The organism is Pseudovibrio sp. W74 (assembly GCF_001623085.1).
Classification (GTDB): Bacteria; Pseudomonadota; Alphaproteobacteria; order Rhizobiales; family Stappiaceae; genus Pseudovibrio.
On the sequence record NZ_LMCJ01000004.1, the window covers coordinates 170453 to 194981 of the forward strand.

At 51.0% G+C, this 24529-nt stretch carries 21 protein-coding genes; 13 read left to right on the forward strand and 8 right to left on the reverse strand.

Translation table 11 applies throughout. The features are described 5' to 3' along the window. Positions 1 to 293 precede the first annotated feature (293 nt). Positions 294 to 566 (reverse strand): hypothetical protein, encoded by a 273-nt coding sequence (locus PsW74_RS03920; protein WP_063286260.1) that lies wholly within the window; start codon positions 564 to 566, stop codon positions 294 to 296. Positions 567 to 990: 424 nt separating this feature from the next. On the opposite strand from PsW74_RS03920, the gene PsW74_RS03925 reads away from it, so the two are divergent. Next, entirely contained in the window at positions 991 to 1284 is a 294-nt protein-coding gene (locus PsW74_RS03925) for a type II toxin-antitoxin system HigB family toxin (protein ID WP_063286469.1), read from the forward strand. 1 nt (position 1285) lies between these two features. Further along, positions 1286 to 2506: a hypothetical protein gene (locus tag PsW74_RS30195; protein ID WP_063286259.1), complete on the forward strand. Its 1221-nt coding sequence runs from the start codon at positions 1286 to 1288 to the stop codon at positions 2504 to 2506. A gap of 934 nt (positions 2507 to 3440) precedes the next feature. Here PsW74_RS30195 and polA read toward each other — a convergent pair. Both polA and PsW74_RS03940 read right to left on the reverse strand, forming a co-directional pair. Beyond that, complete coding sequence (gene polA, locus PsW74_RS03935; protein WP_082830469.1) at positions 3441 to 6383, reverse strand: DNA polymerase I; 2943 nt, start codon at positions 6381 to 6383, stop codon at positions 3441 to 3443. 130 nt (positions 6384 to 6513) lie between these two features. Next, positions 6514 to 7122: a TetR/AcrR family transcriptional regulator gene (locus PsW74_RS03940; RefSeq protein WP_208987818.1), complete on the reverse strand. Its 609-nt coding sequence runs from the start codon at positions 7120 to 7122 to the stop codon at positions 6514 to 6516. Between the two features lie 77 nt (positions 7123 to 7199). On the opposite strand from PsW74_RS03940, the gene PsW74_RS03945 reads away from it, so the two are divergent. After that, a complete protein-coding gene (locus PsW74_RS03945; protein WP_208987819.1) occupies positions 7200 to 7970 on the forward strand; it encodes an SDR family NAD(P)-dependent oxidoreductase in 771 nt (256 codons plus the stop codon). 75 nt (positions 7971 to 8045) lie between these two features. Here the strand turns inward: PsW74_RS03945 and PsW74_RS03950 are convergent, their stop codons facing one another. The 3 genes from PsW74_RS03950 to PsW74_RS03960 form a co-directional block, all read right to left on the reverse strand. Next, on the reverse strand, positions 8046 to 8528 hold the full coding sequence (locus PsW74_RS03950) for a hypothetical protein (protein ID WP_063286256.1): 483 nt from the start codon (positions 8526 to 8528) through the stop codon (positions 8046 to 8048). Beyond that, the gene (locus tag PsW74_RS03955; protein WP_063286255.1) at positions 8525 to 9301 is read right to left on the reverse strand and encodes a DUF2092 domain-containing protein; all 777 of its coding nucleotides are present in this window, start codon (positions 9299 to 9301) and stop codon (positions 8525 to 8527) included. Before PsW74_RS03955 ends, PsW74_RS03950 begins: the two co-directional genes overlap by 4 nt. 174 nt (positions 9302 to 9475) lie before the next feature. Beyond that, positions 9476 to 10522 (reverse strand): acyltransferase family protein, encoded by a 1047-nt coding sequence (locus tag PsW74_RS03960; protein ID WP_063286254.1) that lies wholly within the window; start codon positions 10520 to 10522, stop codon positions 9476 to 9478. Positions 10523 to 10759: 237 nt separating this feature from the next. On the opposite strand from PsW74_RS03960, the gene PsW74_RS03965 reads away from it, so the two are divergent. Both PsW74_RS03965 and PsW74_RS03970 read left to right on the forward strand, forming a co-directional pair. Beyond that, positions 10760 to 11953, forward strand: a complete 1194-nt coding sequence (locus PsW74_RS03965) for a serine hydrolase (protein ID WP_208987820.1) — start codon at positions 10760 to 10762, stop codon at positions 11951 to 11953. Between the two features lie 61 nt (positions 11954 to 12014). Next, on the forward strand, positions 12015 to 12581 hold the full coding sequence (locus PsW74_RS03970; protein WP_153041637.1) for a hypothetical protein: 567 nt from the start codon (positions 12015 to 12017) through the stop codon (positions 12579 to 12581). 9 nt (positions 12582 to 12590) lie between these two features. On the opposite strand, the gene PsW74_RS03975 is transcribed toward PsW74_RS03970, so the two are convergent. Then, positions 12591 to 13124: an FxsA family protein gene (locus tag PsW74_RS03975; RefSeq protein ID WP_063286252.1), complete on the reverse strand. Its 534-nt coding sequence runs from the start codon at positions 13122 to 13124 to the stop codon at positions 12591 to 12593. A gap of 294 nt (positions 13125 to 13418) precedes the next feature. Between PsW74_RS03975 and PsW74_RS03980 the strand changes: the two genes are divergently transcribed. The 7 genes from PsW74_RS03980 (at position 13419) to trpS (ending at position 22051) form a co-directional block, all read left to right on the forward strand. Then, positions 13419 to 14165 (forward strand): Tim44/TimA family putative adaptor protein, encoded by a 747-nt coding sequence (locus PsW74_RS03980; protein ID WP_063286251.1) that lies wholly within the window; start codon positions 13419 to 13421, stop codon positions 14163 to 14165. Positions 14166 to 14200: 35 nt separating this feature from the next. Then, the gene (locus PsW74_RS03985; protein WP_208987821.1) at positions 14201 to 15271 is read left to right on the forward strand and encodes an MltA domain-containing protein; all 1071 of its coding nucleotides are present in this window, start codon (positions 14201 to 14203) and stop codon (positions 15269 to 15271) included. Positions 15272 to 15297: 26 nt separating this feature from the next. After that, positions 15298 to 15969, forward strand: coding sequence for a Smr/MutS family protein (locus tag PsW74_RS03990; protein WP_063286250.1), 672 nt, complete (start codon positions 15298 to 15300; stop codon positions 15967 to 15969). 18 nt (positions 15970 to 15987) lie between these two features. Then, complete coding sequence (locus PsW74_RS03995) at positions 15988 to 16359, forward strand: helix-turn-helix domain-containing protein (RefSeq protein WP_057463182.1); 372 nt, start codon at positions 15988 to 15990, stop codon at positions 16357 to 16359. 58 nt (positions 16360 to 16417) lie between these two features. After that, on the forward strand, positions 16418 to 19246 hold the full coding sequence (locus tag PsW74_RS04000; RefSeq protein WP_063286249.1) for a [protein-PII] uridylyltransferase: 2829 nt from the start codon (positions 16418 to 16420) through the stop codon (positions 19244 to 19246). 6 nt (positions 19247 to 19252) lie between these two features. Further along, a complete protein-coding gene (murJ, locus tag PsW74_RS04005; RefSeq protein ID WP_063286248.1) occupies positions 19253 to 20806 on the forward strand; it encodes a murein biosynthesis integral membrane protein MurJ in 1554 nt (517 codons plus the stop codon). Positions 20807 to 20968: 162 nt separating this feature from the next. After that, a complete protein-coding gene (gene trpS / locus PsW74_RS04010) occupies positions 20969 to 22051 on the forward strand; it encodes a tryptophan--tRNA ligase (protein WP_063286247.1) in 1083 nt (360 codons plus the stop codon). Positions 22052 to 22140: 89 nt separating this feature from the next. Here the strand turns inward: trpS and PsW74_RS04015 are convergent, their stop codons facing one another. Then, a complete protein-coding gene (locus PsW74_RS04015) occupies positions 22141 to 23226 on the reverse strand; it encodes a hypothetical protein (RefSeq protein ID WP_153041636.1) in 1086 nt (361 codons plus the stop codon). 428 nt (positions 23227 to 23654) lie between these two features. On the opposite strand from PsW74_RS04015, the gene trpA reads away from it, so the two are divergent. Continuing rightward, entirely contained in the window at positions 23655 to 24485 is an 831-nt protein-coding gene (trpA, locus tag PsW74_RS04020) for a tryptophan synthase subunit alpha (protein WP_057463186.1), read from the forward strand. The last annotated feature ends 44 nt before the right edge of the window (positions 24486 to 24529 follow it).

The following is a 24529-nucleotide window of genomic DNA, read 5'->3' on the forward strand; positions in this document are numbered from 1 at the left end:
CAAGCTCAGGCGCCGCACTCCTTAGATCCGGGGAATGGCTCGCACCTGTTCGTGCTGCTAGGGTCATATTTACCAAGGCGCTGACCTGCGGGCTTAGTTGCCCGGCCGCAGGCCAGCAGGATGCTCATTTTGTGCTGTGTGCACGGGCGATGACACGGGGTGTTGTGAGATCGCCGGAGCATCGAAAGGCACAGTGCGTGAGTGCGCACGGGCGGGTGGTTGGAACACCCGGTTTTGCGCGCGTGATGGGATTAAGCCGTTTTGCCTGTTATAAGTGTCAGGCAAAGACTGGCTTATTCAAGAAGCGATATTTTGGATTTTTTTGGCTGCGGATGGGCGACCCGCTCCAGTATTCCGCAGGTTTTTCTTAATGCTTCCAGTCGGTCGCGTAAGGCTTGTTGCAGAGTGAACAAAGCATCGCGTTCCCGGCATTCCTGCATCCGCTCATTCAGCACTAATTGCTGCATATAAGCCAGATTTTCCAAATCCGAGACGGCTATGATGACTTCGTCAATTTCGTTTTGAAGCGTGTTTGTGGCGCTACATGCGCATGCGGTGTCGTCCATTCTCAAGGCCCTCGTAGTAGGCTGTTGAAGAACCGCAACGGCAACGAGCTTGTGATGGCCCGCTGGCGAGCGGGAGGTTCACAACCTGACAACGACAGGCGAGTTTATTCCCCCCCGAAGGAGGTATTGTATTCACCGCCCTCCCGCTCATAGCAAAGGGTTTGCGCCCTTAGAAAAAAGGCACAAAAAATCCGCTAGTTAACGGGAGCGGTACCGCGTTGATAGAGGTTGTGAAGCCTCGTTGTTAGGATGGCTGTAGATGCATGCGGTGTCAATGGGGCGTTGTTGCAGGTGAGGGAGGAAGGAGTTTAAAATTGCGAGAAGCAGTAACATCATTGCAAATCCCAAACGACTCGCATAATATATACTCTCAGAATGGGAACGTTTGACTTTATCCCTAAAGTGGGAGCATATAGCAATCAGTATGCGCGTTAATGCAAAAAGGAAACTCCGCGAGTACGGCGATCGCATACCGGATGCGAAGGCATCTTTGGATAGTTGGTATTATGAGGCAATTCACACGACTTGGAATAGCCAATCAGATATCGAAGCTAAGTACAGGCATGCCAGTGTTTTGAAGAATGGAAGAGTTGTATTCAACATTGCGGAAAACCGACACAGACTTGTGGTTTCGCTGAATTACAAAGCCAGCATAGTCATGATCAAGTTTATCGGTACTCAAGAAGAATACGACAAGATTAATGCAGAGGACGTCTGAGATGACCTTTATTCGCCCAATCAGAACAGAAGCGGATTATGACTCTGCTCTAGAGCGGATTGAAGTTCTCATGGACGAGGCTTCAGATGATGATCACTCACAAGATGAACTTGAGGTATTGTCTACGCTCGTAGAAGCTTATGAAGCAAAACATCACCCTATTGATCTTCCTGACCCAATTGACGCAATTAAGTTCCGTATGGAGCAAGAAGGTCTTTCTCAAAAAGATTTAGGACCCTTCATTGGCAATCGCTCTAAAGTTTCAGAGGTTCTTTCCAGAAAACGCTCTTTAACGCTAGCAATGATCCGAGCACTAAACAAACACCTTGAGATTCCTGCCGAGGTGTTAATCGGAAAAGAAAATTCGAAACTTCCCGGCAGTATGTCTGATGTCGTTTGGGAAAAATTCCCGCTGTTACAGATGGCTAAGCTTGGCTGGGTACCTCAAGCTAAGAACTGTAAAGATCGAGCTGAGGAGATTATGCGAGACCTCATTGAGCGTGCTTGCGGGGAACAAGCGATACCAGCTCCAATGTATCGGAAAAACAATAGCGTCCGTCGTAATGCCAAGATGGACCCATACGCGCTACAAGCTTGGTGCCTCTATGTTCTTGCTAAAGCCAGAAGCCAACCACTAACTGCAAAATACGATCAGAAAACTATTACTGCTGAGTTTTTGCGGAACGTCGCACGACTCAGCCAGTTTGACGAAGGACCTAAACTAGCAAAAGAGTTTCTGGCAAAACACGGCATTGTACTTGTCTATGCCGCACACCTCCCTAAGACACACCTCGATGGAGCTGCAATGCGCACCGTTGAGGGTGTCCCTGTTGTTGGGGTCACCATTCGATATGATCGCATAGATAATTTTTGGTTCTGCTTATTGCATGAGCTGGCCCATATTGGTCATCACTTGACCGACGATGATAATATGTTCGTCGATGACCTCAATCTGAATGAGAGCGACCACGACGAAAGCTGGGAAAAAGAAAGAGAAGCAGATCAAATTGCTTTGGATGCGCTTATCCCTGCGGACATTTGGCAGGAGTACCAAATGGCTCCATCTACTAAAATCTCCAAAGTTTTATCCATTGCGAAACAAGCAAGCGTGCATCCAGCAATCGTGGCAGGCCGCATTCGCAAGGAGAGTGGCAACTATCGCCAACTCACAAAATTCGTAGGAAACGGTGAGGTACGGAGGTGCTTTGCTGACTGCAATTAAGTTTGAAGCGGGGTCTGCAAACCCCGCTTCAAAATAGAGTTCTCTTCGAGCTTAACCGCCTCTCGTTGAGGAAGCCAAAACCGAGAAAGAACTGCTCTAACAAGCTTTATGTACCTTTTTCGGTCTGATTTGGCAAATTTTGTACTCAGGCGGAATAGGAAAACGATATGCCTAAAAAAAACAGTGAAGTTACCAGCAAAAGAGCAGCCTCGGCTGCAAGCAAAGTACTTCGCAGCCGCAAATCGAGCCCAGCAGCCAAAACTGCTGCTGGATCAGCACTAACACAAAGACCAAATCGAAAGAAAAAATAGGAAGCAAGAGGGTTTCGGTTTCCGAAACCCTCACAACTAAATGAATTTAACAAATACAGATCAGATTGTTTGATGTGATCAACAAGTCCCCGAGTCCTATACAATTGGGATTGTGCTTGAGCCAGCACATCTGCATTCGTGATATCAAGCAATGTATGCTCTATGTCTTCCTCTCAATCCATGGCCTTCTTAAAGAGACACTAACACGCACCTGCAGCAGTATTTGCGCACCAGAATTGCCTATTCCTGCCCCTCATCCATACAACCCATGACATGGTGGAGTGAAGTCTGCCGCTGCCCTCTGACGTCATCCCGGACAAGCAGAGCGGCGATCTGGGACCCAGAGCAGCACGGAATGGCCTTGATGGCAGGGCCGATGAAGTGGCTGCTGGGGAGTATCGACACAAAAAGCGGCTGAGTTCGAGGGTATGGTCTATGGATCCCGGCTCGGGGGCCGGGAAGACACCGAAGGGGTGCGGCTTGGCGGCTTCGGTGTTCGTGGTCTGCTGGTGGGCAAAAGCTTTATGTGCGTGGTTTTGTGCGGCCCGGGTTGGCGGGGTGCTTGGCCCGGGATCGCACTGTTTGCTGGGGCAAATTGCCTAGCCCTGAGGGGAAAAGAAGCGCTAGTGCGCCTCTTCCCAGTTGGTGGCGGCTTCGGCTTCTACTTTGAGGGGGACCGAGAGCTGGAGGGCGGGTTCTGTTGCTTTTTCCATGGTGGTGATGACGAGTTTTTTGGTCTCATCCACCTGATCCTCAGGCAGTTCAAAGATCAATTCATCATGCACCTGCAGCAGCATTTGCGCGTCCAGATTTGCCGTTTCCAGAACCTCATCCATGCGCACCATGGCACGGCGGATGATATCTGCCGCTGAGCCCTGAATTGGGGCGTTGATGGCTGCGCGCTCGTAGAACTGGCGCATGTTCGGGTTTTTGGTGTTTACATCCGGGTAATGGGCGCGGCGGCCAAAGATGGTTTCGACGTAACCGTTTGCATGGACAAACTTTTTGGTTTCTTCCATGTACTCTTTGATGCCCGGGAAGCGCTCAAAATACGTTTTGATGTAATCACCGGCTTCACCACGACCAATGCCCAGCTGGTTTGCAAGGCCGAACGCGGAAATGCCGTAGATGATGCCGAAGTTGATCGCTTTTGCACGGCGGCGAACGCTTGGGTCCATGCCCTCAATCGGCACACCAAACATCTCGCTTGCTGTCATGGCGTGAATGTCGAGCCCATCAGCAAACGCCTGTTTGAGCTGCGGAATATCGGCCATGTGGGCGAGCACGCGCAGTTCGATCTGGCTGTAATCGGCAGAAATGAGCTTTTTGCCCTTCCCAGAGATAAACGCCTGACGGATTTTGCGGCCTTCAGAGGTTCTGATCGGGATGTTCTGGATGTTTGGCTCGGAGGAGGACAAACGGCCCGTGGAGGTGGACGCCAGCGAGAACGAGGTGTGGACGCGGCCCGTCTCCTGATTGATGAAGCTTGGCAGGGCGTCGGTGTAGGTGGATTTCAGCTTGCTGAGCTGGCGCCACTCTACAATTTTGCTAGGCAGCTCATGACCTTGCGCGGCGAGGTCATCCAACACGGAGGCGGAAGTAGACCAAGCACCGGTTTTGGTTTTTTTGCCGCCAGGCAGGCCCATTTTGCCAAACAGGATTTCACCCAGCTGCTTTGGCGAGCCGACGTTGAAGATTTCGCCAGCTTTATCGTGGATCTCAGCTTCCAGCGCGGCTGCGCCTTGCGCAAACTCACCGGAGAGCAGGGAGAGCATCTGACGGTCGATGGAGATGCCGCGGCGCTCCATTTTGGCCAGCGTGGCCACCATCGGGCGTTCCAAACGCTCATAAACCACGGTCATTTCCTCAGCAGCGAGGCGTGGTTTGAGGATTTTCCAGAGGCGCAGGGTGACGTCTGCATCTTCCGCCGCATAGGAGGTGGCTTTATCCAGCGGCACCTTATCGAAGGAGATTTGCGATTTACCGGAGCCGCACACTTCCTTGAACGGGATTGGCGTGTGGTTGAGCCAACGCTGGGAGAGCTCATCCATGCCATTGCCGCCCATGCCCGCGTCGAGCGCATAGGAGAGCAGCATGGTGTCGTCAAACGGCGCCATTTCCACGCCGTAACGCTTGAGCACGAGCCAGTCGTACTTCATGTTCTGCGCGATTTTGAGGACAGCCGGGTCTTCCAGCATTGGCTTGAGCAGGGCGACCGCTTCGTTTAGCGGGATCTGGCCTTCCAGCAGCGCACCGCCGCTGAAGAGATCGCCTTCGCCATCCACATGGGCCAGCGGGATGTAACAGGCTTTGCCCGGAGTGCAGGAGAGGGAGACGCCAACAAGGCCAGCTTCCATGGCGTTGAGGGCATCTGTCTCAGTGTCCACAGCCACATAGCCCACTTCATAGGCCTGCGCTATCCACTCTTTGAGGCGCTCAGTGGTAGAAACTGTTTCGTATGCGGAATTATCTATGGGCAGCGCAGATATTTCAGCTGCAACTTTCTCTGCCAGAGGGGCGGCGGTCCATGCTTTACCCTCAAGTTCTCCCGCAGAATCCTCAGCTTGTTCTGCCGGTTTTGCAGTGCTTTCCCAGCCTTCAATCACAGGCTCAATCGGCTCGATGTTTTCCAGCACAGCGCCGGTTTTATCTGCCACTTTTTTGGTGAGGCTGGTGAAGCCCATGGCTTTGAGGAAGCCAACTGCTTGCGCGCCATCCACATCACACACGGTGAAGTCTTCGACCGGAGTTTCCACCGGTACGGCCTCTTCCAGCTGCACGAGGCGCTTGGAAATGCGGGCCTGCTCGGCGAACTCGATGAGGTTCTCGCGGCGCTTCTTCTGCTTGATGGTGTCGGCTTGTGCCAGAAGACTATCCAGATCGCCAAACTCATTGATGAGCAGAGCAGCGGTTTTCAGGCCGATGCCTGGGACGCCGGGCACGTTATCGACGCTATCGCCTGCGAGCGACTGCACTTCGACGACCTTTTCCGGGCCAACGCCAAATTTCTCAAAGACCTCTGGCTTGCCAATCACCTTGTTCTTCATGGTGTCGACCATGCCGATCTTGTCGGTGACAAGTTGCATCAAGTCTTTATCGCCAGAAACGATGGTGACGCGGGCGCCTTGCGCTGCTGCCTGACGGGCGTAGGTGGCGATCAGGTCATCCGCCTCATACCCCTGCTGCTCAATGGCAGGCACGCCAAACGCGCGCGTTGCCTGACGGATCAGACCAAACTGTGGGCGCAGATCTTCTGGCGGCGGTGGGCGGTGGGCTTTGTATTCCGGGTAGAAATCGTTGCGGAACGTTTTGCCGGACTTATCGAAAATCACGGCGAAGTGGGTTGGCTCATCACCAGTTTCTTTGGTGGGGCCTTCCTGCATCATCTTCCAAAGCATGTTGCAGAAGCCGGAAACCGCGCCAACGGGCAGTCCGTCGGGCTTGCGAGTAAGCGGCGGCAGCGCATGATATGCGCGGAAAATGAAGGTAGAGCCATCGATCAGGATGAGGTGATCGTTCTCTGTGAGAGCTGGTGCAATGGATTGTGTCGACATGAGCGGGATCATGCCCGCCTTGGGCCGACAAAGAAAGAGCTATTAACCCTTTTTCAATGATGTTTTAGCGGAGGGTGAGTTTGGAACGGCCTCTGGCTACTTAGCTTTCAACTTCCACCTAACAAAAATGAAGTTGCTCTGACTAATCCTGTTGTTCTAACAAATCTAATGCCTCCAGAATTGCTGATCGTGTATCCTTCGTGGCTGTGCTTGGTAATCCACCTTCAATCGAGAGCATGGCCAGGCCGTGTACGGCCCCCCACGCAAGCAGGGATTTAGCTGGGATTTCAGTGTGTTTTTCATCTTCAACAGCATCGTTAAGCAATAGGCGCGTCATGCGTGCCTCTGCTTCGACTAAATCTACATCTGCCTCATCCAATAATGCCGTACGAAACATTGTTTTGAATTTGGCAGGCTCAGAAAGAGCAAAGTCCAGATAGGCCTGCCCCTTAGCGGCAAATACCGAGAGCCCCGCACTGCGTGCTTCAGTGGCTGCCGTTTCCATATGCTCTGCCATTCCGCGATGTGCGCGGACAGCAACTGCCGTCATCACAGCCCGCTTGTCTTTAAAGTGCCTGAAAGCCGCAGCAGAGGAAACACCTGCATTTTTGGCAGCAGCCCGTAAGCTCACCCCCTCAGGCCCTTTTTCGGGCAACTGAGCTTCGACAGCATCCAGAAGCGCCTCACGCAAACCTCCATGATGATATTCCGATGTGCCCGGAATTTGTTTTTCTTGTCTTGATGTTACCATTGATAACTTTCCACTTGACCAAATAGTCTCAACTGATGTTACCATTGATAACATATTTGAAATCTGGAGAATTGCTCATGAATTCTGTTTTAATTTCCGGTGCCTCCAAAGGGCTGGGTGCCGCAATGTTAAGAGCTTTTACAACAAACGGATGGCAAGCGATTGGTACATCTCGCCATGGAGGCACTTTAGAAGAACTTGATGTGTGCGACGAAGATTCTGTGATTGCACTTCGCAACCGCATTAACCTTGTCCCCGACTGTTTGATATTGAATGCGGGTTCTGGCATCGCTGGCCCTATTGAAATGACAGCTGCTTCCGAAGCCGTTCGACAGATCGATACCAACCTACTCGGCGTTGATAGAATGGTACGCGCCTTTCTTCCTGATATGCGAAAAAAGCGAGCAGGAACGATTGTAATTATTGGCTCTATTGCATCACGGCTCCCAATCCCTTTTCAAGCACTTTACAGTGCATCAAAAGCCGCGATTGCGAACTATGCGGCGGCCTTATCAATGGAGGTCGCTCCTTTTGGACTCCACGTTATACTAGTGGAACGGGGAGATCATCGAACTGGCTTTGGTGCAGCGAGAAGGCGAAGTCCATCCGACAACGACCCTTACGAACCTTCTACAACACGTGCAATTAACAGTATGGCGAAAAGCGAAGAAAGCGGAAATGACCCGGAGCGATTTGCAAGTTTAGTTGTTCGTGCTTGCATGTCAGACAAGCCTCCACACCGCCTTACAGTTTCAACTTTTTCAGAGCGTATGCTTTTGATTTTATCAGCAATTTTGCCCCAACGAATGATGCTAAGGGCTACACGAAGAGCATTCTGTCGGGCGTAAAAGTCCAATGTAATTTAGGCGCTCCCAAAATGAACATCCGGCACGGAGTACACCATGTGTTTACTTATGACCTTCCTACGGCTTCTCACCCTGCCTAATGGGTTCCACGGGCTCTAAATAAGGCATGAAACCGGATTGGTTGTTGCGGATGGTTGGTTTGTATTTGCCTTCCGGACAGATAAAAATCAGCTCATCCTGAATGCGGATCTGCTGGCATTCTTCGTTGAGCTCATAGACAAAGCCGTTGTTGTCACCGCTGAAGTAGTAATCGTTGGTAGCTGGCTCTTTTCCCGCCTCTGCTTTGTCAGCGCCATGTACGGATTTGTTGCAGAGATCGCGGATCTTATCGCGGTATTGAGAGCCGCCCAGATCAGCAATGCCCTCACGCTTCATGTGTTCTTCCTCGCACTCCGCAACTTCGGCGGGTGTGGCCTGTTTGGGGGGAGGCGGGGTTTCCTGCGCCTGGGCTGTGAGTATGCCAGCGCCTGTGATGAAGGTCAGGATGACCAGTGATCTGAGTGAGTTGCTGAGAAGCTGTGCTGTGGTGGAGTAACTCATCTTGAGCTCCCTCCGTTTTCTACTGCTGAAAGGGCGGGCAAGCTGAAGCGCTCAGCCCCCTCAGGAGGATTGAAGCGGAAGTCTTCTGAATTGAGCTGAGGTTCAAGGTTCCACCCTCGATAGGACAGGTGTGTTTGAGGCAAACCAACAAGGTCCTTATAAGTGATAATAAGATAACCGGGCAGGCCGCTGTCTTCGTAGACCCACAATTGCCAATCTACCTGATCGTTAAAAAAGGCAAGATGATGGGCAACCCCTTCTGGCAGAACCTCACGCCCGACGTAGACGGACTTTGTTATCAGGTCATCAAGCATCTGGCCCAGTTCCGGGTTGGCCAAATCAATGCCGGGCAATGTGAGCTGAAAGTCACTGCGTAGTACCTCAATAAATTCCGAGGAAGTTCCAGTGAAATCACCCTGAGTGTAGATGTTCCGCGTTTTGTCGAAATAAGTGATGATGCCATCATCAAGATAGATTTCGCTCATCCCGTTGGGGCGTGGGAGGTCAATTTTCAGATCACCATGCCCAAGAATGTTGACCGTGTATTCGAACACAAAGTTTAGCGGCACCCTGTCTTTAAAGATGCGCTCCTCGCTCGCGTAGACGGTAAAGCTCATGGCTTTGATTTCGCTGAACTTCTCGATGGTCTTATTAAGAATTTGACGTGCTTTATCTTCTTTTTGCGCAACAGCGGGGTGGGGGCGTAGCTCCAGCAAGCCGATGGCCACGAGAATGAAGAGAAGCGGCAGAACCCTGAGAGCCCCGAGTTTCATGGAGATACGTTCCTTGATCTTGTCACACCGTTTGCTTCCGCAAAGCCTAAGCAAAGACCGGAAAGACCTTCTGCACCCAACCACTAAAATTGGCGCTTGCTGAACATGCATGCAAAAAGCCCCCGAAAGCGGCGGCTCCGGGGGCTTCGGAAGATCAGCGGTTTTGTGCAGATATCAGGTTGGTGACGGTGCAGGGCTCTTGGCACGCGGCATTTCCGCGATGTAGGCCCATGCCGGACGTTTGAACAGGAACTGGCCGTAACCTACTTTGGTGATCAGCCAGAACAGGATCATCGGTGCGATGGTTGCGGTGCACGTGACGATCAACGAGATCACGCCCGCATCCTGAATGATGCCCAGTTTGAGCAGGATGGTGCGCGATACGGCCATCGGGAAGAAGAAGGACAGGTAGATCACGATGGAGTTTTTACCCATATAGCGCAGCAGATCCAGCGCTTTAACCGTGGAAAGCAATGCGGAAACAGTGATCACCGCCAATGCGCCCAAACCGCCCAGAGCAAGCGAGGCAAATGGCAGGTCGGCATAGCCGTAGCCAACGAACAGGCCGTTGACGACGGCCCAGACAAACACAAAGGCCAGACCTTTCAACACGTTCTCACGCACCCAGTCAGCAATGACGAAGATCTTTTGCGCAAAAATGTAGCCTGCGAAAAAGAACACGAAGCGAGCAGCTGTTTCGTCAATCAGCACAGAGCCGGTGTGCAACGCGCTGATTTGCAGGCCAGCAGCGACCAGCAAGGTCACTTGCCATGGCACTTTTAGTGAGTGCAGCAGTTTGGTGATGACGAAGAAAACGGGCAGGGCGTAGATGAACCAGAGGGTTCCGAATGGCTGCACGAAGGCGAGCGCGAAGTGCATCAACACGCCATCCCAGCCGAACTCTGCTGCGAAGGACGGTGCTTTCATTCCAAACTGGATCGTAAGCCAGAGTATGTAGAAGTAGAAGAAATGGACGACTTTACGGTCCAGATACAGGCGCCAGTCCCGATCCAGCGTCAAGGCGAGGAATAAGCCGGAGATCATGAAAAAGTCCGGCATACGGAAGGGCTTAGCAAAGGCAACGATGTCGCCCATGAACCCCATTTCGCCAATGGCGCTTCCAACCCCAAGGGTTGAATGCATCATCACCACGAGAAAGATGCAAAAGCCTTTCGCGTAGTCGACCCAATCCACACGACTGGAGGTTTGGTGCGCCGCCATGTAATACCGCCCATAAATTTACTAATTAATTCGTGCAATCATAAGTTTTAAGGGATGCGAATACTAGCGGCATCTCTTCAACTTTAATTGTTGGTTACCGCGCCTGATTGCCAAAGGGCTACCTGAGACTTTGCAACGCGGCCTGATGTTATGGCTTGTATCTTTATGACCTAAGGTAATGTTAGTTTTTATGCGCCTAGGATACATATAGTTCCACCGGATATTCTGGAGATGCAATTGCTTAGGTATTTTAAGGCATTATGCGCTGTTGCAGTTTTGGTCATCACTCCACAGCCCTTAAGTGCTCAGGAGGTAACAAGCCCGCCGGAGTTGCTCAAGAAAATCTGGAATGGGCCGGACTTTGATGCCGATGACTTTGCGCCTGAAGTCTACAAGAAGATCCCGAAAGAACTTCTCGTCTCCATACTTTCAGAACAACGTTCGATCTATGGCCCTGCGCTTCATGTTGAAGCGACCAAAGACCCGCATAAGTTTCTTGTTGAGACGAAATCCTACAGGATTCCAACGTTTTTGAAGCAGAATAAGACTGGTCAGCTGACGGGACTGCTGTTTCGCTTTGCGCTTGTGAAGGATGTGAAACACGAAGACCTGCTGGAACACATGAAACAGCAGACCGCGACGCAGAGCTTTTTGCTGATGCAGAACGGGAAGGTGCATGCTGAAAATAACAGTAACGCTCAGCTGGCTGTCGGATCTGCCTTCAAGCTTTATGTGCTGGACCAAGTGGCGCAGCAGGTCAGGGACGGAGACCTGAGCTGGCAAGACAAAATCACACTGGAACAACGGCATATCTCGTATCCGGGTGGCACAATGCAAAATGAGCCGGTTGGCAAGAAGTTTGTTTTGCTGGATGTGGCGCGCAACATGATCGAGATCTCGGACAACACGGCCACGGACTTGCTGATGGATCTGGTGGGGCAGGAAAGTGTGATGCTGCCGGGAGAGAGTTCACCGGCTCTGACGACGCAGCAGCTGTTTCATCTGAAAGCGGATGAGCAAGTTGCAGAAGCTTATCGCCAAGCAGGGCCAGAGGAGCGGGCGCGGATTCTTACTGCCTTACCGGCTCAACTTCCACCGATTGACAAGGTTTCCGTGCCTTTGACGGAAGGTGTCGAGTGGTACATTTCGAACCGCGAACTGTGCACGATTGTAACAAAAGTGAAGGACATCAAGGGAGTTTTCGTAAATCCGGGTGTGGCCGAACCGGATAACTGGGCGTCTTATGCTTATAAGGGCGGCAGTGAGATTGGTGTGCTCAACATGACCTATGCCTTGGAAGACCCTGACGGAAATGACTGGTGCTTCTCAACCACCTGGAATGCAGAGCAAGAGCTGGACGTCACTTATCTGATTGCTTTGGTCGCGACACTGTTGGAGAGTCCTGAGTCAGTTCAGGCAGCTCTCCGTTAAGCTTGGCGGGATTTAGCGACGCTCTCAATTAAGAAGCAATAATTTATTAATGGAAATTAATTTGGAAAATCAATATTTTACGCATATATACGAGCGAAAATTTTCAAAAAAGCTCTTGGAGTTTGGATTTACGCGATGCAAGGAATCTCAAACTCTACAGTTCATTGAAGAAGACCGTCACATCAGCTTAATTCGGCTGGGTGGACGATCCGCTCGCCCGGGTTGTATCCGTACAATTCTATGTTTTCGGCATACTTTTCTGAGGCCAGTTTCAAAGAGTACAACCCTAGAGGTGTTCGACTTCACAAGAAAACTGCATTTTTCAGATTTCCGAGCTTATCCGTTTTATTCTCCTGCATATACTCCCTTAAACTTGGACTTTTCAGGCAAGATAGATACTTGGAATTTCAAAGAAGCATCAGAAATTAAGATACTAAAAGATATAGATTATCGCCTCAGTATTTTGCTGAAAAGAGTCGTCCCCTGGTCTCGTAAACGTACCCATCAAGCAGAATTAAAGTCTCTACAACGAAAAGGAGAAGGGGCTTGGTGTGAGGATAGATGGATCGAAGATTACAAAAATTCAATTGGCAATCAAAACCTGCCCGAAACCTCCGAGCAGGTGTGAGATCCCATATCATCTACGCTTGTCGTCGTCAGAGGACCATGGGCTGATCTGGTCCGGGTCATTGGAACGAGGACGGGAAGGGTCATCATCCTGCTCTGTATGACGGGAGGAGCTCCACTCATCTTCATTCAGGTCCACAGTGCCATCACGGCGACGGTAACCCGGATTGACGTTGAGGTTTTGCACCTTCACGTGGCGCGCCAGATAGTTGCCAATTACCTCACGCAGTGGCGGGATGAAGAGCAGAAGGCCGATTGCGTCTGTAAAGAAGCCCGGAATCAACAGCATGAGGCCTGCAAACACGATCATCGCGCCATGCATCATCTCATGACTTGGAACCCGTCCTGAGTCCATTTCAGCACGCATGCGCATGAGCAAAGACAGCCCCTGCTGGCGCAGCATATACGTGCCGGCAGCTGCGGAAGCTACAGTCAACAGGATTGTTGGAATTGCCCCGATAACACTTCCAACCTCAATAAAGAGATAGATCTCTATGGTTGGTAGCAGAATGAAACAGGCAAGAATGATAAGTCCGAGTGGCATAGCGTCCGCGTAGGTTCAGGTTTATTTTGCTTTTTGATCACTTCTTTTTGAAGCGATCTTACTTATAGTGGGTGATCTTCACAGAATTGCAATGACTGATTTTAGCTTATACTTGCGTGGTAAGACCTTAAAAAGGCATTGGGATGGACACGAAATAGCTGGATGTTGCTGATAGAAACCTTAAATTAGTGACAGAGCCTGTAAAAATGCGCTAGAGCACATTATCTAGATATCTAATGCATTTGATCATCGGCGCCTGGCAGCCCACGAGTAAAGGACCGGTCGGTACTCGGAATGAACGAAATATTCGACGTCTACAACATAATCTTCCTTATTGCGGCAGTTGTTATTTTCCTGCGGTTACGCTCCGTTTTGGGCAATCGCACCGGTAACGAGCGTCAACCATTTGACCCGTATTCTGCTCAGCAAAAACAAGACTCTCAAAAGACTCAGGCTCCTGAGAATGAGGACAATGTTATTCCTCTTCCAGGTAGTGAGCATGTTCAACATGACCCTGAGCGCGCTGAGCGTGAAGCTCGCGAACAGATTGAGGCCGAAATCGACAAGCTTGCCAAAAAAGGCAGTGAGTTGAATCACGGTCTGCGGGAAATCTGGAAAGCTGAGCCGTCTTTCAATCCAAAAGAGTTTGCGGAAGGTGCACGCGGCGCTTACGAAATCATTTTGATGTCGTTTGCGCAGGGTGATCGCCGCACGCTCAAAGAGCTTCTTTCTCCTGAAGTGTTCAGTGGTTTCTCTGCTGCGATTGATGACCGGGAAAGCCGCAATGAGCGTGTTGAGTCCACCTTTGTGGGCATCGACAAAGCTGACATTGTGGAAGCGGCCTTCAACGACAAAGACAAGCTTGCTGAAGTGACTGTTCGCTTCAAGGGTCAGCTGATCACCGCGACACGGGATTCTGAAAACCGCATTGTGGATGGTGACCCAACCGCAGTGAGTGACCTGACTGACATCTGGACCTTCGCTCGGGTAACTGGCGAGAACGATCCAAACTGGAAGCTGGTTGCAACTGAATCTGCATGACGTTTTCTTTCTCTCGCGGCGCTATGAGTTTCATTATGGCACTCAGCGTCGCGGCGGGGATAAGTTCTGCTGCTGTAGCTGGAAACACCCTTACAAAAGACCATAGGACCATGCGAAGCGCGAAGCTCTCCGGGCCACTTGATCCCAACGAAATCGACGGATGGGCTGCAGATGATCATTCTGCGGCCCTTTCCGCTTTTGTGGCTCACTGCGAGGCGAGCGAGGGCCGAACGCTGCCGACAAAGGCGTTTGGCATTAGCGACGCAAAATTACGCGCTATCTGCGCAAAATCGCGCAAAATCAACGTAAATAACGCAAGTGATGCAAAAACCTTTTTAGAACAGAACTTTACGCTTCAACGCGTGGAGGACGACGGGTTTGTGACCGGCTACTACATGCCAGAGCTGGAAGGCTCGCTTGTTCGCACTAACGAGTTTGTTGTTCCCCTTCATGCCTATCCCAAAGGCCTGAAGGTGATGCCAACACGCGGCGATGTGATGGACGGCGCACTGGATGGAATGGGCCTTGAAGTGCTGTGGGTGAAAGACCCGATAGATGCATTTTTTACAGCTGTTCAAGGGTCTGCCCGTGTTCGCCTGCCTAATGGCGAGTTGCGGCGTTTAGCTTTTGCAGGCAAGTCTGGTCATGAGTACACCGCGATTGGCCGTGTGTTGATTGAGCAAGGCGAAATCTCCAGAGATAACATGGGCATGGATGCGCTTCGTGCCTGGTTATCCAAAAACCCATCCCAGCAGAAAGACGTGTTTCGGCACAATAAATCCTACATCTTCTTTGAGTTACAATCTGCGCAAGACACTGAGATTGCAGCCATTGGAGGGGCAGGAACAGCCCTAACGGACCTGAGATCACTGGCAATTGATGATGATCTGCACACTTATGGCAGTTTAATTTTTGTCTCTAGTGAGTTAAGGACCTACGACACATCAGGTGATCGCTTCGCCAAACTTATGGTTGCTCAGGATACCGGGTCAGCCATCAAAGGCCCCGCGCGTGGCGATATCTATGTAGGAAGTGGTGCAGAGGCAGGTGCCGTTGCCGGGAATATCCGTCACCGTGCGGAATTCTATCTCCTTGTTCCAAAATAATAAATGATCGTGGACGGATCGGATAGATGACGAATGGTGATCGCGCAAAGCGAGCCAAGACAAAGCAGCTGAGCGAAGCAGACAAGCGCTTGTGGGACAGGGTGAAAGCCACTCTGACGCCTATTCATCAAGAGCGCCTTTCTGATATGCTGGAAGACACGACGCAGCTTTCCGAGCCGGATCAGTCCCTTATGCACGCTCAAAGCGCTGAGGTGTCTCAGCCTGAGCTTAAGCCGCAGTTGACCTCTCCACCGAAGCCTCAGGCCAAAAAGTCTCGCGGTTCCAAAGGGAAGACCGCGCCAGACTACAGCCCGCCCAAGCCTGTTGTTCCTGCGATGCCTCCGCTTTCACCGCTCAACAAGAAAGAGCGCAAAAAAGTTGTCCGCGGGGGCAAGGGCTATATTGATGCGCGCATCGATCTTCATGGTTTGACGCAGTATCAAGCGCATCAACGCTTAACCTCGTTCATCTATCAAGCGCAGGCCATGGGCTACTCCCTCGTGCTTGTGATCACCGGCAAGGGGCTCGACTATTCAAGCAGCCCCTATGGCGATGATCGTGGTGTGTTGCGCAGAATGGTACCGCAGTGGCTTTCTCTTCCTGATATGCGCAGCTGTGTGGTAGGCTTCGACCAAGCTCATGTTTCGCATGGGGGCAGCGGTGCGATTTACGTTCGCATTCGTAAGCGCAAAAAATAAGGCAGGAATTTCAGTAAGATGACGCCTTTTGGAGCCAAGGTTAGAGAACTGCGGGCTAAGCAGAAGATTACCCTGAAGGAAATGGCGGAAGCGCTTTCGGTTTCCTCTGCCTACCTGAGTGCGCTTGAACATGGCAAGCGCGGTACTCCGACCTGGTACATGGTTCAGCGCATGATCACCTACTTCAACGTGATCTGGGATGAAGCTGAAGAACTTCAAAGACTTGCGGAACTTTCCAACCCGAAAATCACCATCGATACCGGCGGCCTGACACCTCGGGCGACCGAGCTGACGAATATGCTTGCCTCGAAGATCAATGGACTCTCAGAGGAATCCCTGGAGCACCTCATTCATCAACTAAGAGTGGTTAGCTCTCGCGACAATATCTAGTCTAAGCCGACAAAGCTCTGTAAAGTCAGTCTGCTGACTTTTGAAGTGGACTGCTGATATGACGCCTGAAGAACTCAAAGTAGATCAACTGGTTGATCCCCAATCCCTTCTCAACGAACTCAAAGAGCTGGTTGAGAAGCACGATGGCGACGGCAACAGCTTTAAGCTGCGCAGCGATGTTTTGACAAAGCTGAAAGCCACGCACAAAGCAGCCTTTAAAGAAATTGAAAAGCTCCTGATGGAAGACGGGCAGGGCCGGCGATGTTCCGAGCGCTTGTCTTGCGTGCAGGATATGCTCATTCAGGTGATCTATGAGTTCGCGGTTACTTATGTTTATCCCGTTGAAAATCCAACAAAATCCGAGCGTATCAGCATCATAGCTGTTGGTGGTTATGGGCGCGGAACGATGGCGCCGCACTCTGACGTGGATCTGCTGTTTCTCTGGCCATATAAGCAAACGCCCTGGGGTGATCAGGTTGTTGAGTTCATCCTCTACATGCTTTGGGACATGGGCCTGAAGGTCGGTCATTCCACGCGCAATCTTGATGAGACGATCAAGCAGTGCCGCGAAGATATGACCGTTCGCACAGCTGTTTTGGAAGCACGATATGTTTGGGGTGATCTTGAGCTTTTCCAAGAGCTTACCAAGCGCTTTGACAAGGAAATTGTTTCCGGTACAGGGCCGGATTTCATCGCTGCCAAACTTGCTGAACGAGATGATCGTCATGAACGCCATGGCGCGTCCCGCTACCTTGTTGAACCCCATGTCAAAGAAGGCAAAGGCGGGATGCGTGATCTGAACACGCTGTTCTGGATCGCCAAGTATTTTTATCGCGTTCCCAGTGGCTTAGGGCTGGTTGAAAAGGGTGTTTTCTCGCGGCGTGTATTGAATCGGTTCCGAAAGAGTCAGGATTTTCTCTGGGCTGTCCGCTGTCATCTGCATTTTTTGACGAACCGTCCTGAAGAACGCTTAAGCTTTGATGTTCAACGGGAAATTGCTGACCGTCTCGGATATATGGATCATCCCGGTATGCGGGCTGTTGAGCGGTTTATGAAGCACTACTTCCTTGTTGCGAAGGATGTTGGTGATCTGACACGCATTTTTGCGGCTGCGCTTGAAGAGCAGCATGTGAAGTCCGCCCCAAGTATTTCGCGGTTCCTTGGTAGTTTTGTTCCGGGAAGCAAGCATAAGCGGCGATCTATCAAAGGAACCAAGGACTTCCTTGTCGAGAACGGGCGCATTATAGCTGCGAAGCCGGATGTCTTTGAGAAAGATCCGGTCAATGTGATCCGTGTGTTTTATCTGATCGACAAAACCAATTTGGATATGCATCCGGAATTGCTGAAACTGGTTCGTCGATCCAGGCGGCTGATCAATGCGGACTTCCGCAAGAATGAACAAGCGAATCGGCTGTTCCTGAAGGTCCTGACAAGTCGCAGTGATCCGGAAACCGTTTTGCGTGCGATGAACGAGTCGTCCATCCTTGGCCAGTTCCTGCCGGAGTTCCGGAAGGTCGTCGCCATGATGCAGTTCAACATGTATCATCACTACACTGTCGACGAACACCTCATCCGATCAGTTGGCGTTCTTTCTGAAATTGAGCGCGGGATGGGTGGTGATAGCCATCCATTAGCAACGGATCTGATCAAGTCGGTTCACAGCCGAAAAGTCCTTTATGTTGCAATGCTTTTGCATGATGTGGCGAAGGGACGGCCAGAGGATCATTCTATTGCAGGCGCCAAGATTGCGCGGAAGATTTGCCCGCGTCTGGGCCTTTCTCCAGCAGAGACTGATACGGTCGCCTGGCTCATCGAGCAGCATCTGGAAATGAGCACTGTTGCACAATCTCGCGACTTGAGTGATCCGAAAACCATCAAGGATTTCTGCCGTAAAGTGCAGAGTCTGGAGCGTTTGCAGCTCCTGTTGATTTTGACGGTTGCGGACATTCGGGCAGTGGGTCCGAATGTGTTTAATGGCTGGAAAGGGCAGTTGCTGCGCACGCTCTATTATGAGAGCGAGACGATCCTCAGTGGTGGTCATGGCCGTATGAGCCAACAGCAACGTGTTGACCATGCGAAGCAAGAGCTGGCGGAAGAGCTGGTAGGTTGGACTGATGAGGAGCTGGATAATTACCTCAATCGCCACTATCCGGCCTATTGGCTGCGCGTTGATCTGAAGAGCAAGATCAACCATGCGAACCTGATCCGCAAAACGGACAAGGAAGAAGAGCATCTGGCGACCTCTGTAGAGCCTCATGCTTTTGAAGGCGTTACAGAAATCACCGTTCTGGCACCAGATCATCCGCGGTTGCTTTCTACGATTGCACGGGCTTGCTTTGCGGCAGGTGGGAACATTGTGGACGCACACATCGACACCACAAAAGATGGCCTCGCGCTGGATACGATCTACATCAGCCGTGAGCTGCCGGAGGACGATGATGAATATCGTCGCGGGGAGCGGATTTGCTGTTTGATTAAAGAAGCACTGCGTGGAACCGCGCCTGTTCCTGAGGTGAAGGGTGCAGCGACAAAGCCGAATGCTCGTAACAAGGCGTTTACGCTGCAAACAACTGTTTTAGTTAGCAATTCATGGTCAGAAAACTATACGGTTCTTGAAGTAACCGGACTTGACCGACCGGGTTTGCTGTCTGATTTGACCACCGAGATCTCGGCTCTCAACCTGAATATTGCGAGTGCTCATGTTGGAACTTTTGGGGAGAAAGCGGTCGATGTATTTTATGTGACCGATCTGACTGGCCAGAAAGTACACAATGTGGGACGTCAGGAATCTATTCGCGATAGACTCAAAAATGCCTTTGACGGTAAAAAGCCACAAAAAGCGCCTACGAGCTCACGCCGTAAACCTCAAAAACATACAGGTAAGTAATTTTATATGAGCCTTTTCAAGAGCTTCGCCACGGTTGGTGGTGCAACAATGCTAAGCCGTCTATGCGGGTTTGGGCGAGATGTGATGCTGGCTGCCTTTGTAGGCACTGGTCCTGTTGCAGATGCTTTTGTTGTGGCTTTCCGCTTACCAAACCTGTTCCGCAGATTGTTCGCAGAAGGTGCATTTAACTCAGCTTTCGTACCACTGTTCGCCCGCTCTGTTGAGGAAGATGGAGAGCAGGGCGCGCGTAAGTTTGCTGGTGAGATTGCGGCGGCTTTGTTCTGGACGCTGGTGGTTATCCTCGCTCTGGCCGAGGTTTTCATGCCTTTGCTCGTGCATTTACTGGCGCCGGGTTATTTCTCTGATCCAGCGAAATTTGACCTCACAGTCCTCATGTCACGCATTGCATTTCCGTATTTGCTGTTTATGTCTCTGCTTGCGTTTTTGAGTGGAATTCTCAATACATTTCAAAGATTTCTAGCCGCAGCAATGGCTCCCGTCATGCTCAATGTGGTGATGATGGCCGTGCTCGCAGGCATTGGTTTTTATGGGATGGAGCCTGATCAGACGACCGGGGTCCTGCTGGTTTCTGGTGTTGCGGTTGCTGGTGTTGTTCAGCTGGCTGTTGTTGCCATTGGCATGAAGCGGCTCGGGTTTCGCGTTCCTATCATGCGCCCACGATGGACGCCGGGCGTAAAGCGCTTGCTGGTTTTGGGTGTTCCCGGTGTGATTGCCGGGGGGATTACGCAGATTAACATCACGGTTGGCACTATCATCGCCTCGCTGGAAAGCAGTGCGAATTCATACCTTTACTATGCTGACAGGATATACCAGCTGCCGCTTGGTGTCGTGGGTATCGCGATTGGTGTTGTGCTTTTGCCAAGCCTGACACGGCAGTTGCGCTCTGGTCAGGAAGAGCTGGTTCATCATACGCAGAACCGTTCCATGGAGTTCGCTCTTGCGCTTACTCTTCCTGCTGCAGTCGCGCTCGTGATCATTCCGGATACCGTGATTGCCGTGCTGTTCCAACGCGGTCAGTTTACGGATGCTGCTGTTGAGCAAACTGCTTTGGCTTTGATGGCATTTGCCGTTGGTTTACCTGCGTTTGTGCTGAATAAGGTGCTGTCCCCTGGCTTCTTTGCGCGGGAAGATACCAAGACCCCGATGTACTTTGCCGCTGTTGCTATGGTGGTGAACGTAGCGCTTTCAATCTTGTTGTTCCCCACCTTCAAACACGTAGGCATCGCGATTGGGACAACAGCTGCGGGTTGGGTCAACTCGGCGCTGCTGGCCTTTGTGCTGTGGCGGCGTGGTCATTTTGTTGTCGACGCAGCATTGCTGAAAAGAATTCCGCTATTGGGCTTTGCCAGTGCTTTGATGGGTGTTGTCGTCTATGGTGGGACGCTTGTTTTGGAGCCGCTTTCAACCTCCAATCTGTTTGTTGTGCGCGCCAGCGAGCTGGTCCTTCTTGTCACCATTGGTCTGATTTCCTTTGGGATTTTGGTTCAGCTTACCGGGACCGTGGATTTTCGCGCACAACTGCAGAAATTGCGGCGATAAAGGCTTTCTCACTCTGCAAATCACTTGCACATACGAAAAAGCGCAGTCATAACCACCGGGCTTAATCTGCGCGGGCTGTTCTAGTTTGTTTGTCACCCATTCAATCTATGCCCGCGCAACCCACTGGCCCTTCCAACAGGCCCAAGCCTAGGGATATTTGTTATGACGGCGTTTCAGCCTCGCGTTTTCTCCGGTGTTCAACCAACCGGAAACCTCCACCTTGGTAACTACCTCGGTGCTATTGTCCGCTTTGTTCCGCTTCAGGACCAGATGCCGACCATCTTCTCCATCGTTGACATGCATGCGATCACAGTCTGGCAGGACCCTGCCGAGCTGACGCAGCAGACCCGTGAAGTAACAGCAGCTTACCTCGCAGCCGGTGTTGATCCGAAGAAGTCGATCATCTTCAACCAGAGCCAGGTGAAAGAACATGCTGAACTTGCGTGGATTTTCAACTGTGTGGCTCGTATGGGCTGGCTGAAGCGTATGACACAGTTTAAGGACAAGGCAGGAAAGCACGCGGAAAATGCTTCTGTCGGGCTGTTCGCTTACCCTAACCTGATGGCTGCGGACATTCTGGCGTACCGTGCAACCCATGTTCCGGTTGGCGATGACCAGAAGCAGCACCTTGAGCTGACGCGCGATATTGCTCAGAAGTTTAACAACGACTTTGCTGATCGTATTAAAGAGCTGGGCCTTGGTGTTCCAAACCCTGAGCCAACTCACGAAGCTCCTGACGAGATCTACTTCCCAGTTACCGAGCCAATGATTACCGGTCCTGCGACCCGCATCATGAGCTTGCGTGATGGCAACAAGAAGATGTCAAAGTCTGATCCTTCTGATCTTTCCCGCATTAACCTGACCGATGATCAGGATACCATTGCAAAGAAAATCAAAAAGGCAAAGACAGACCCGGAAGCCTTGCCGAGTGAAGTTGATGGCCTTGAAGGGCGCGCGGAAGCTGACAACCTTGTTGGTATCTATGCAGCTCTTGCTAATCGTACCAAAGCGGACGTTTTGACTGAGTTTGGTGGACAGCAGTTCTCTGCCTTCAAACCAGCGCTTTCTGAGCTGGCCGTTGAAAAGCTGGCGCCGATGACCGACGAGATGCGTCGTATCATGGATGATACAGCAAGTGTTGATGCTGTTCTTCGCGATGGTGCAGAGCGCGCTGCTGCGATTGCTGAGCCAGTGCTGCATGATGTACGTCGCATTATTGGCTTTTTGGAAAGCCGTCGCGGCTAATAAGCGTTTAGTTTCAAGACTGAGAAAGCCGCAGATAATCTGCGGCTTTTTTGCTTTCCGGAGTGTTGCGGCTGCTTTTACTGGCGCACTCACTCATCCTTTAAAAAGGGCGACACACGCGCTTGCGCTGCCTCGTTGGCCGCAACGATGTGTTTGAGCAACAAGGCATCCACCGTATGTGCCATAACCACACAGCGCCGGTCCATTTGTGGGAAGTCATCGCACACGGGTGACTTGAACAGAGTAGGGTTCTGTTGAACCAGCCCCAGCATGTCCTGAAGATCCTGAATACTATAACGCGCGTGAAGAACCTTTATAAACCGCTCTTTGAAGCCAGTGTTATCGGCCGTGATGCGCTGAGCCAGTTCTGCCCGCGTAACTTTACAGGCCTGCTCTGTCATGCGGACTCCACAAGTCATCATACGCGGTTGCTGTTGAAGGTAATCCGATATTGGACCGTGCATGTCTTCCCAATTGTCGAACTGATAGCCCTCGAAAAGTTGAGACATCATTTTTGCCTGCTTCTCTCTATCAGGAGGCAAGGAGTGAGCAAATCGGAAAGTGGCGGAGGGATCTTTTGCATCAAGTTGGCCGGTGATGAGATCAGTGAGTGGAACCGATGTTACTGATTGCGTTGTGTCTGCAATCTTGTTTCCAGAAGCATTGATAAGCGCAGGGCCGCTAAGGATTACGGTCAGATTGCGCTCAGCAAGAGCTTGAGACAGCACAGCTTTTTCAAGAAAGGTGGCTGTGGTCAGAACTGTCGCTCCAGAGTCGGCATTATTGAAATCCGAGACCTTCAAGACCACTTGTAAACTCGTATCATCCACCCGAGTTAACTGGAGAACGGATGGCCCCATGGATTTGGGGGGCGAAGGGATATCCTGCTCTGGTAAGAGTAAATCCGATAAACTCTGTTCAACGGCATTGCTGCAGAACACAAACCCGTTTTCCCGCTTTACCTCGCCGTTATCACAGAAGGCCACCACAGGAACCGGGCCTGATTTTTGTTTCTTTTTTTCCTGCATACGGGCATAGGTAGCCTCTGTCATCTTGTAGGTCATGCGCTGTGTGACAGAACCGTCTTCAGCAAAATCATAGTGCAATTCAACATCTACGCAGGCGGAAAGAACCATCGCCAAACACATAAAAACTATCGCCTTCCATCCCGGCATCTCTTACCCCAAAACTAATCTCATAAAAAATACGCTGGCACCAAAGCAGAGGGTTGTCATATGAGCCACACAACTATGGTCTAAGGGGGATTGAATTGATTATTGATATGGCTGTTTATCGCATTTCGATGCTTAAAATTGGTTCTACCACAGCCCCAAAAATACAGTGCTTATTGCCGCTTGGCGGGTTGAACTCACCTTACGCTCATGATCAGAGCAGGCGATATTATATTTGACGTAATGGTCAACCTGAGACCTTGTGAGTCTTTATCGCTGGATATTCTCTGGAGCTGTTGTCTATTTCTTATAAAATTCGCCAGAAACGCATTCAATTTGCGCTGTGTTTATTGACAGAGGGCTAGTTGCACCCCTACATCCTTGCTGATTGATTGGTGGGGCTTGCCCCAATACATCAGATGGTCGGATGAATGATTGAAACTCGTATTGATCGACGCTTTGCTAAGCTGAAGGCTGAAGGACGTCCTGCGCTCGTAACTTTTATTACGGCCGGAGACCCGGACCTCGCCACTTCACAAGCTATTCTGGATGCACTTCCAGAAGCGGGTAGTGATGTTATTGAGCTTGGCATGCCGTTTTCTGACCCGATGGCTGAAGGTGTTCCAATCCAGCTGGCGACTCAGCGCTCTCTAGCGCATGGTCACACGATGGACAAAACGCTTCAGATGGTGCGTGAGTTCCGTAAAAAAGACAATGACACCCCAATCGTTCTGATGGGTTACTACAACCCAATCTTTGTTCGTGGCAGCGCTGCTTTTGTGAAAGAAGCACGTGAGGCTGGCGTTGATGGTCTGATTGTTGTTGATGTGCCTGCCGAAGCAGATGATGAACTCTGCATTCCGGCGATTGAGGGTGGTGTAAACTTTATCCGCCTGACCACACCAACAACTGATGACAAACGCCTTCCAACTGTTCTGGCGAATACATCAGGTTTTGTTTACTACGTATCCGTAACTGGTGTAACCGGATCTGCCGCTGCAGACACCACTGCTGTTGCTAAGGCAGTTACACGAATTAAATCCCACACTGACCTTCCTGTTGCTGTTGGCTTTGGCATTAAAACCGCTGAACAAGCAGAAGAAATTGGCAAGCATGCCGACGGTGTGGTGGTTGGCTCTATTCTTGTTGAGGCGATTAGAACAAGCCTTGACGACAATGGTAAAGCCACAAATCAGACACAAGCTGCTGTTACCGAAGTTGTGCGCTCACTACGTGTGGGTGTAGAAAAAGCTCGGAAATAAGTATTGCTTTACGTATGGCCCGTTTAATGGCCATTAAAAATTGA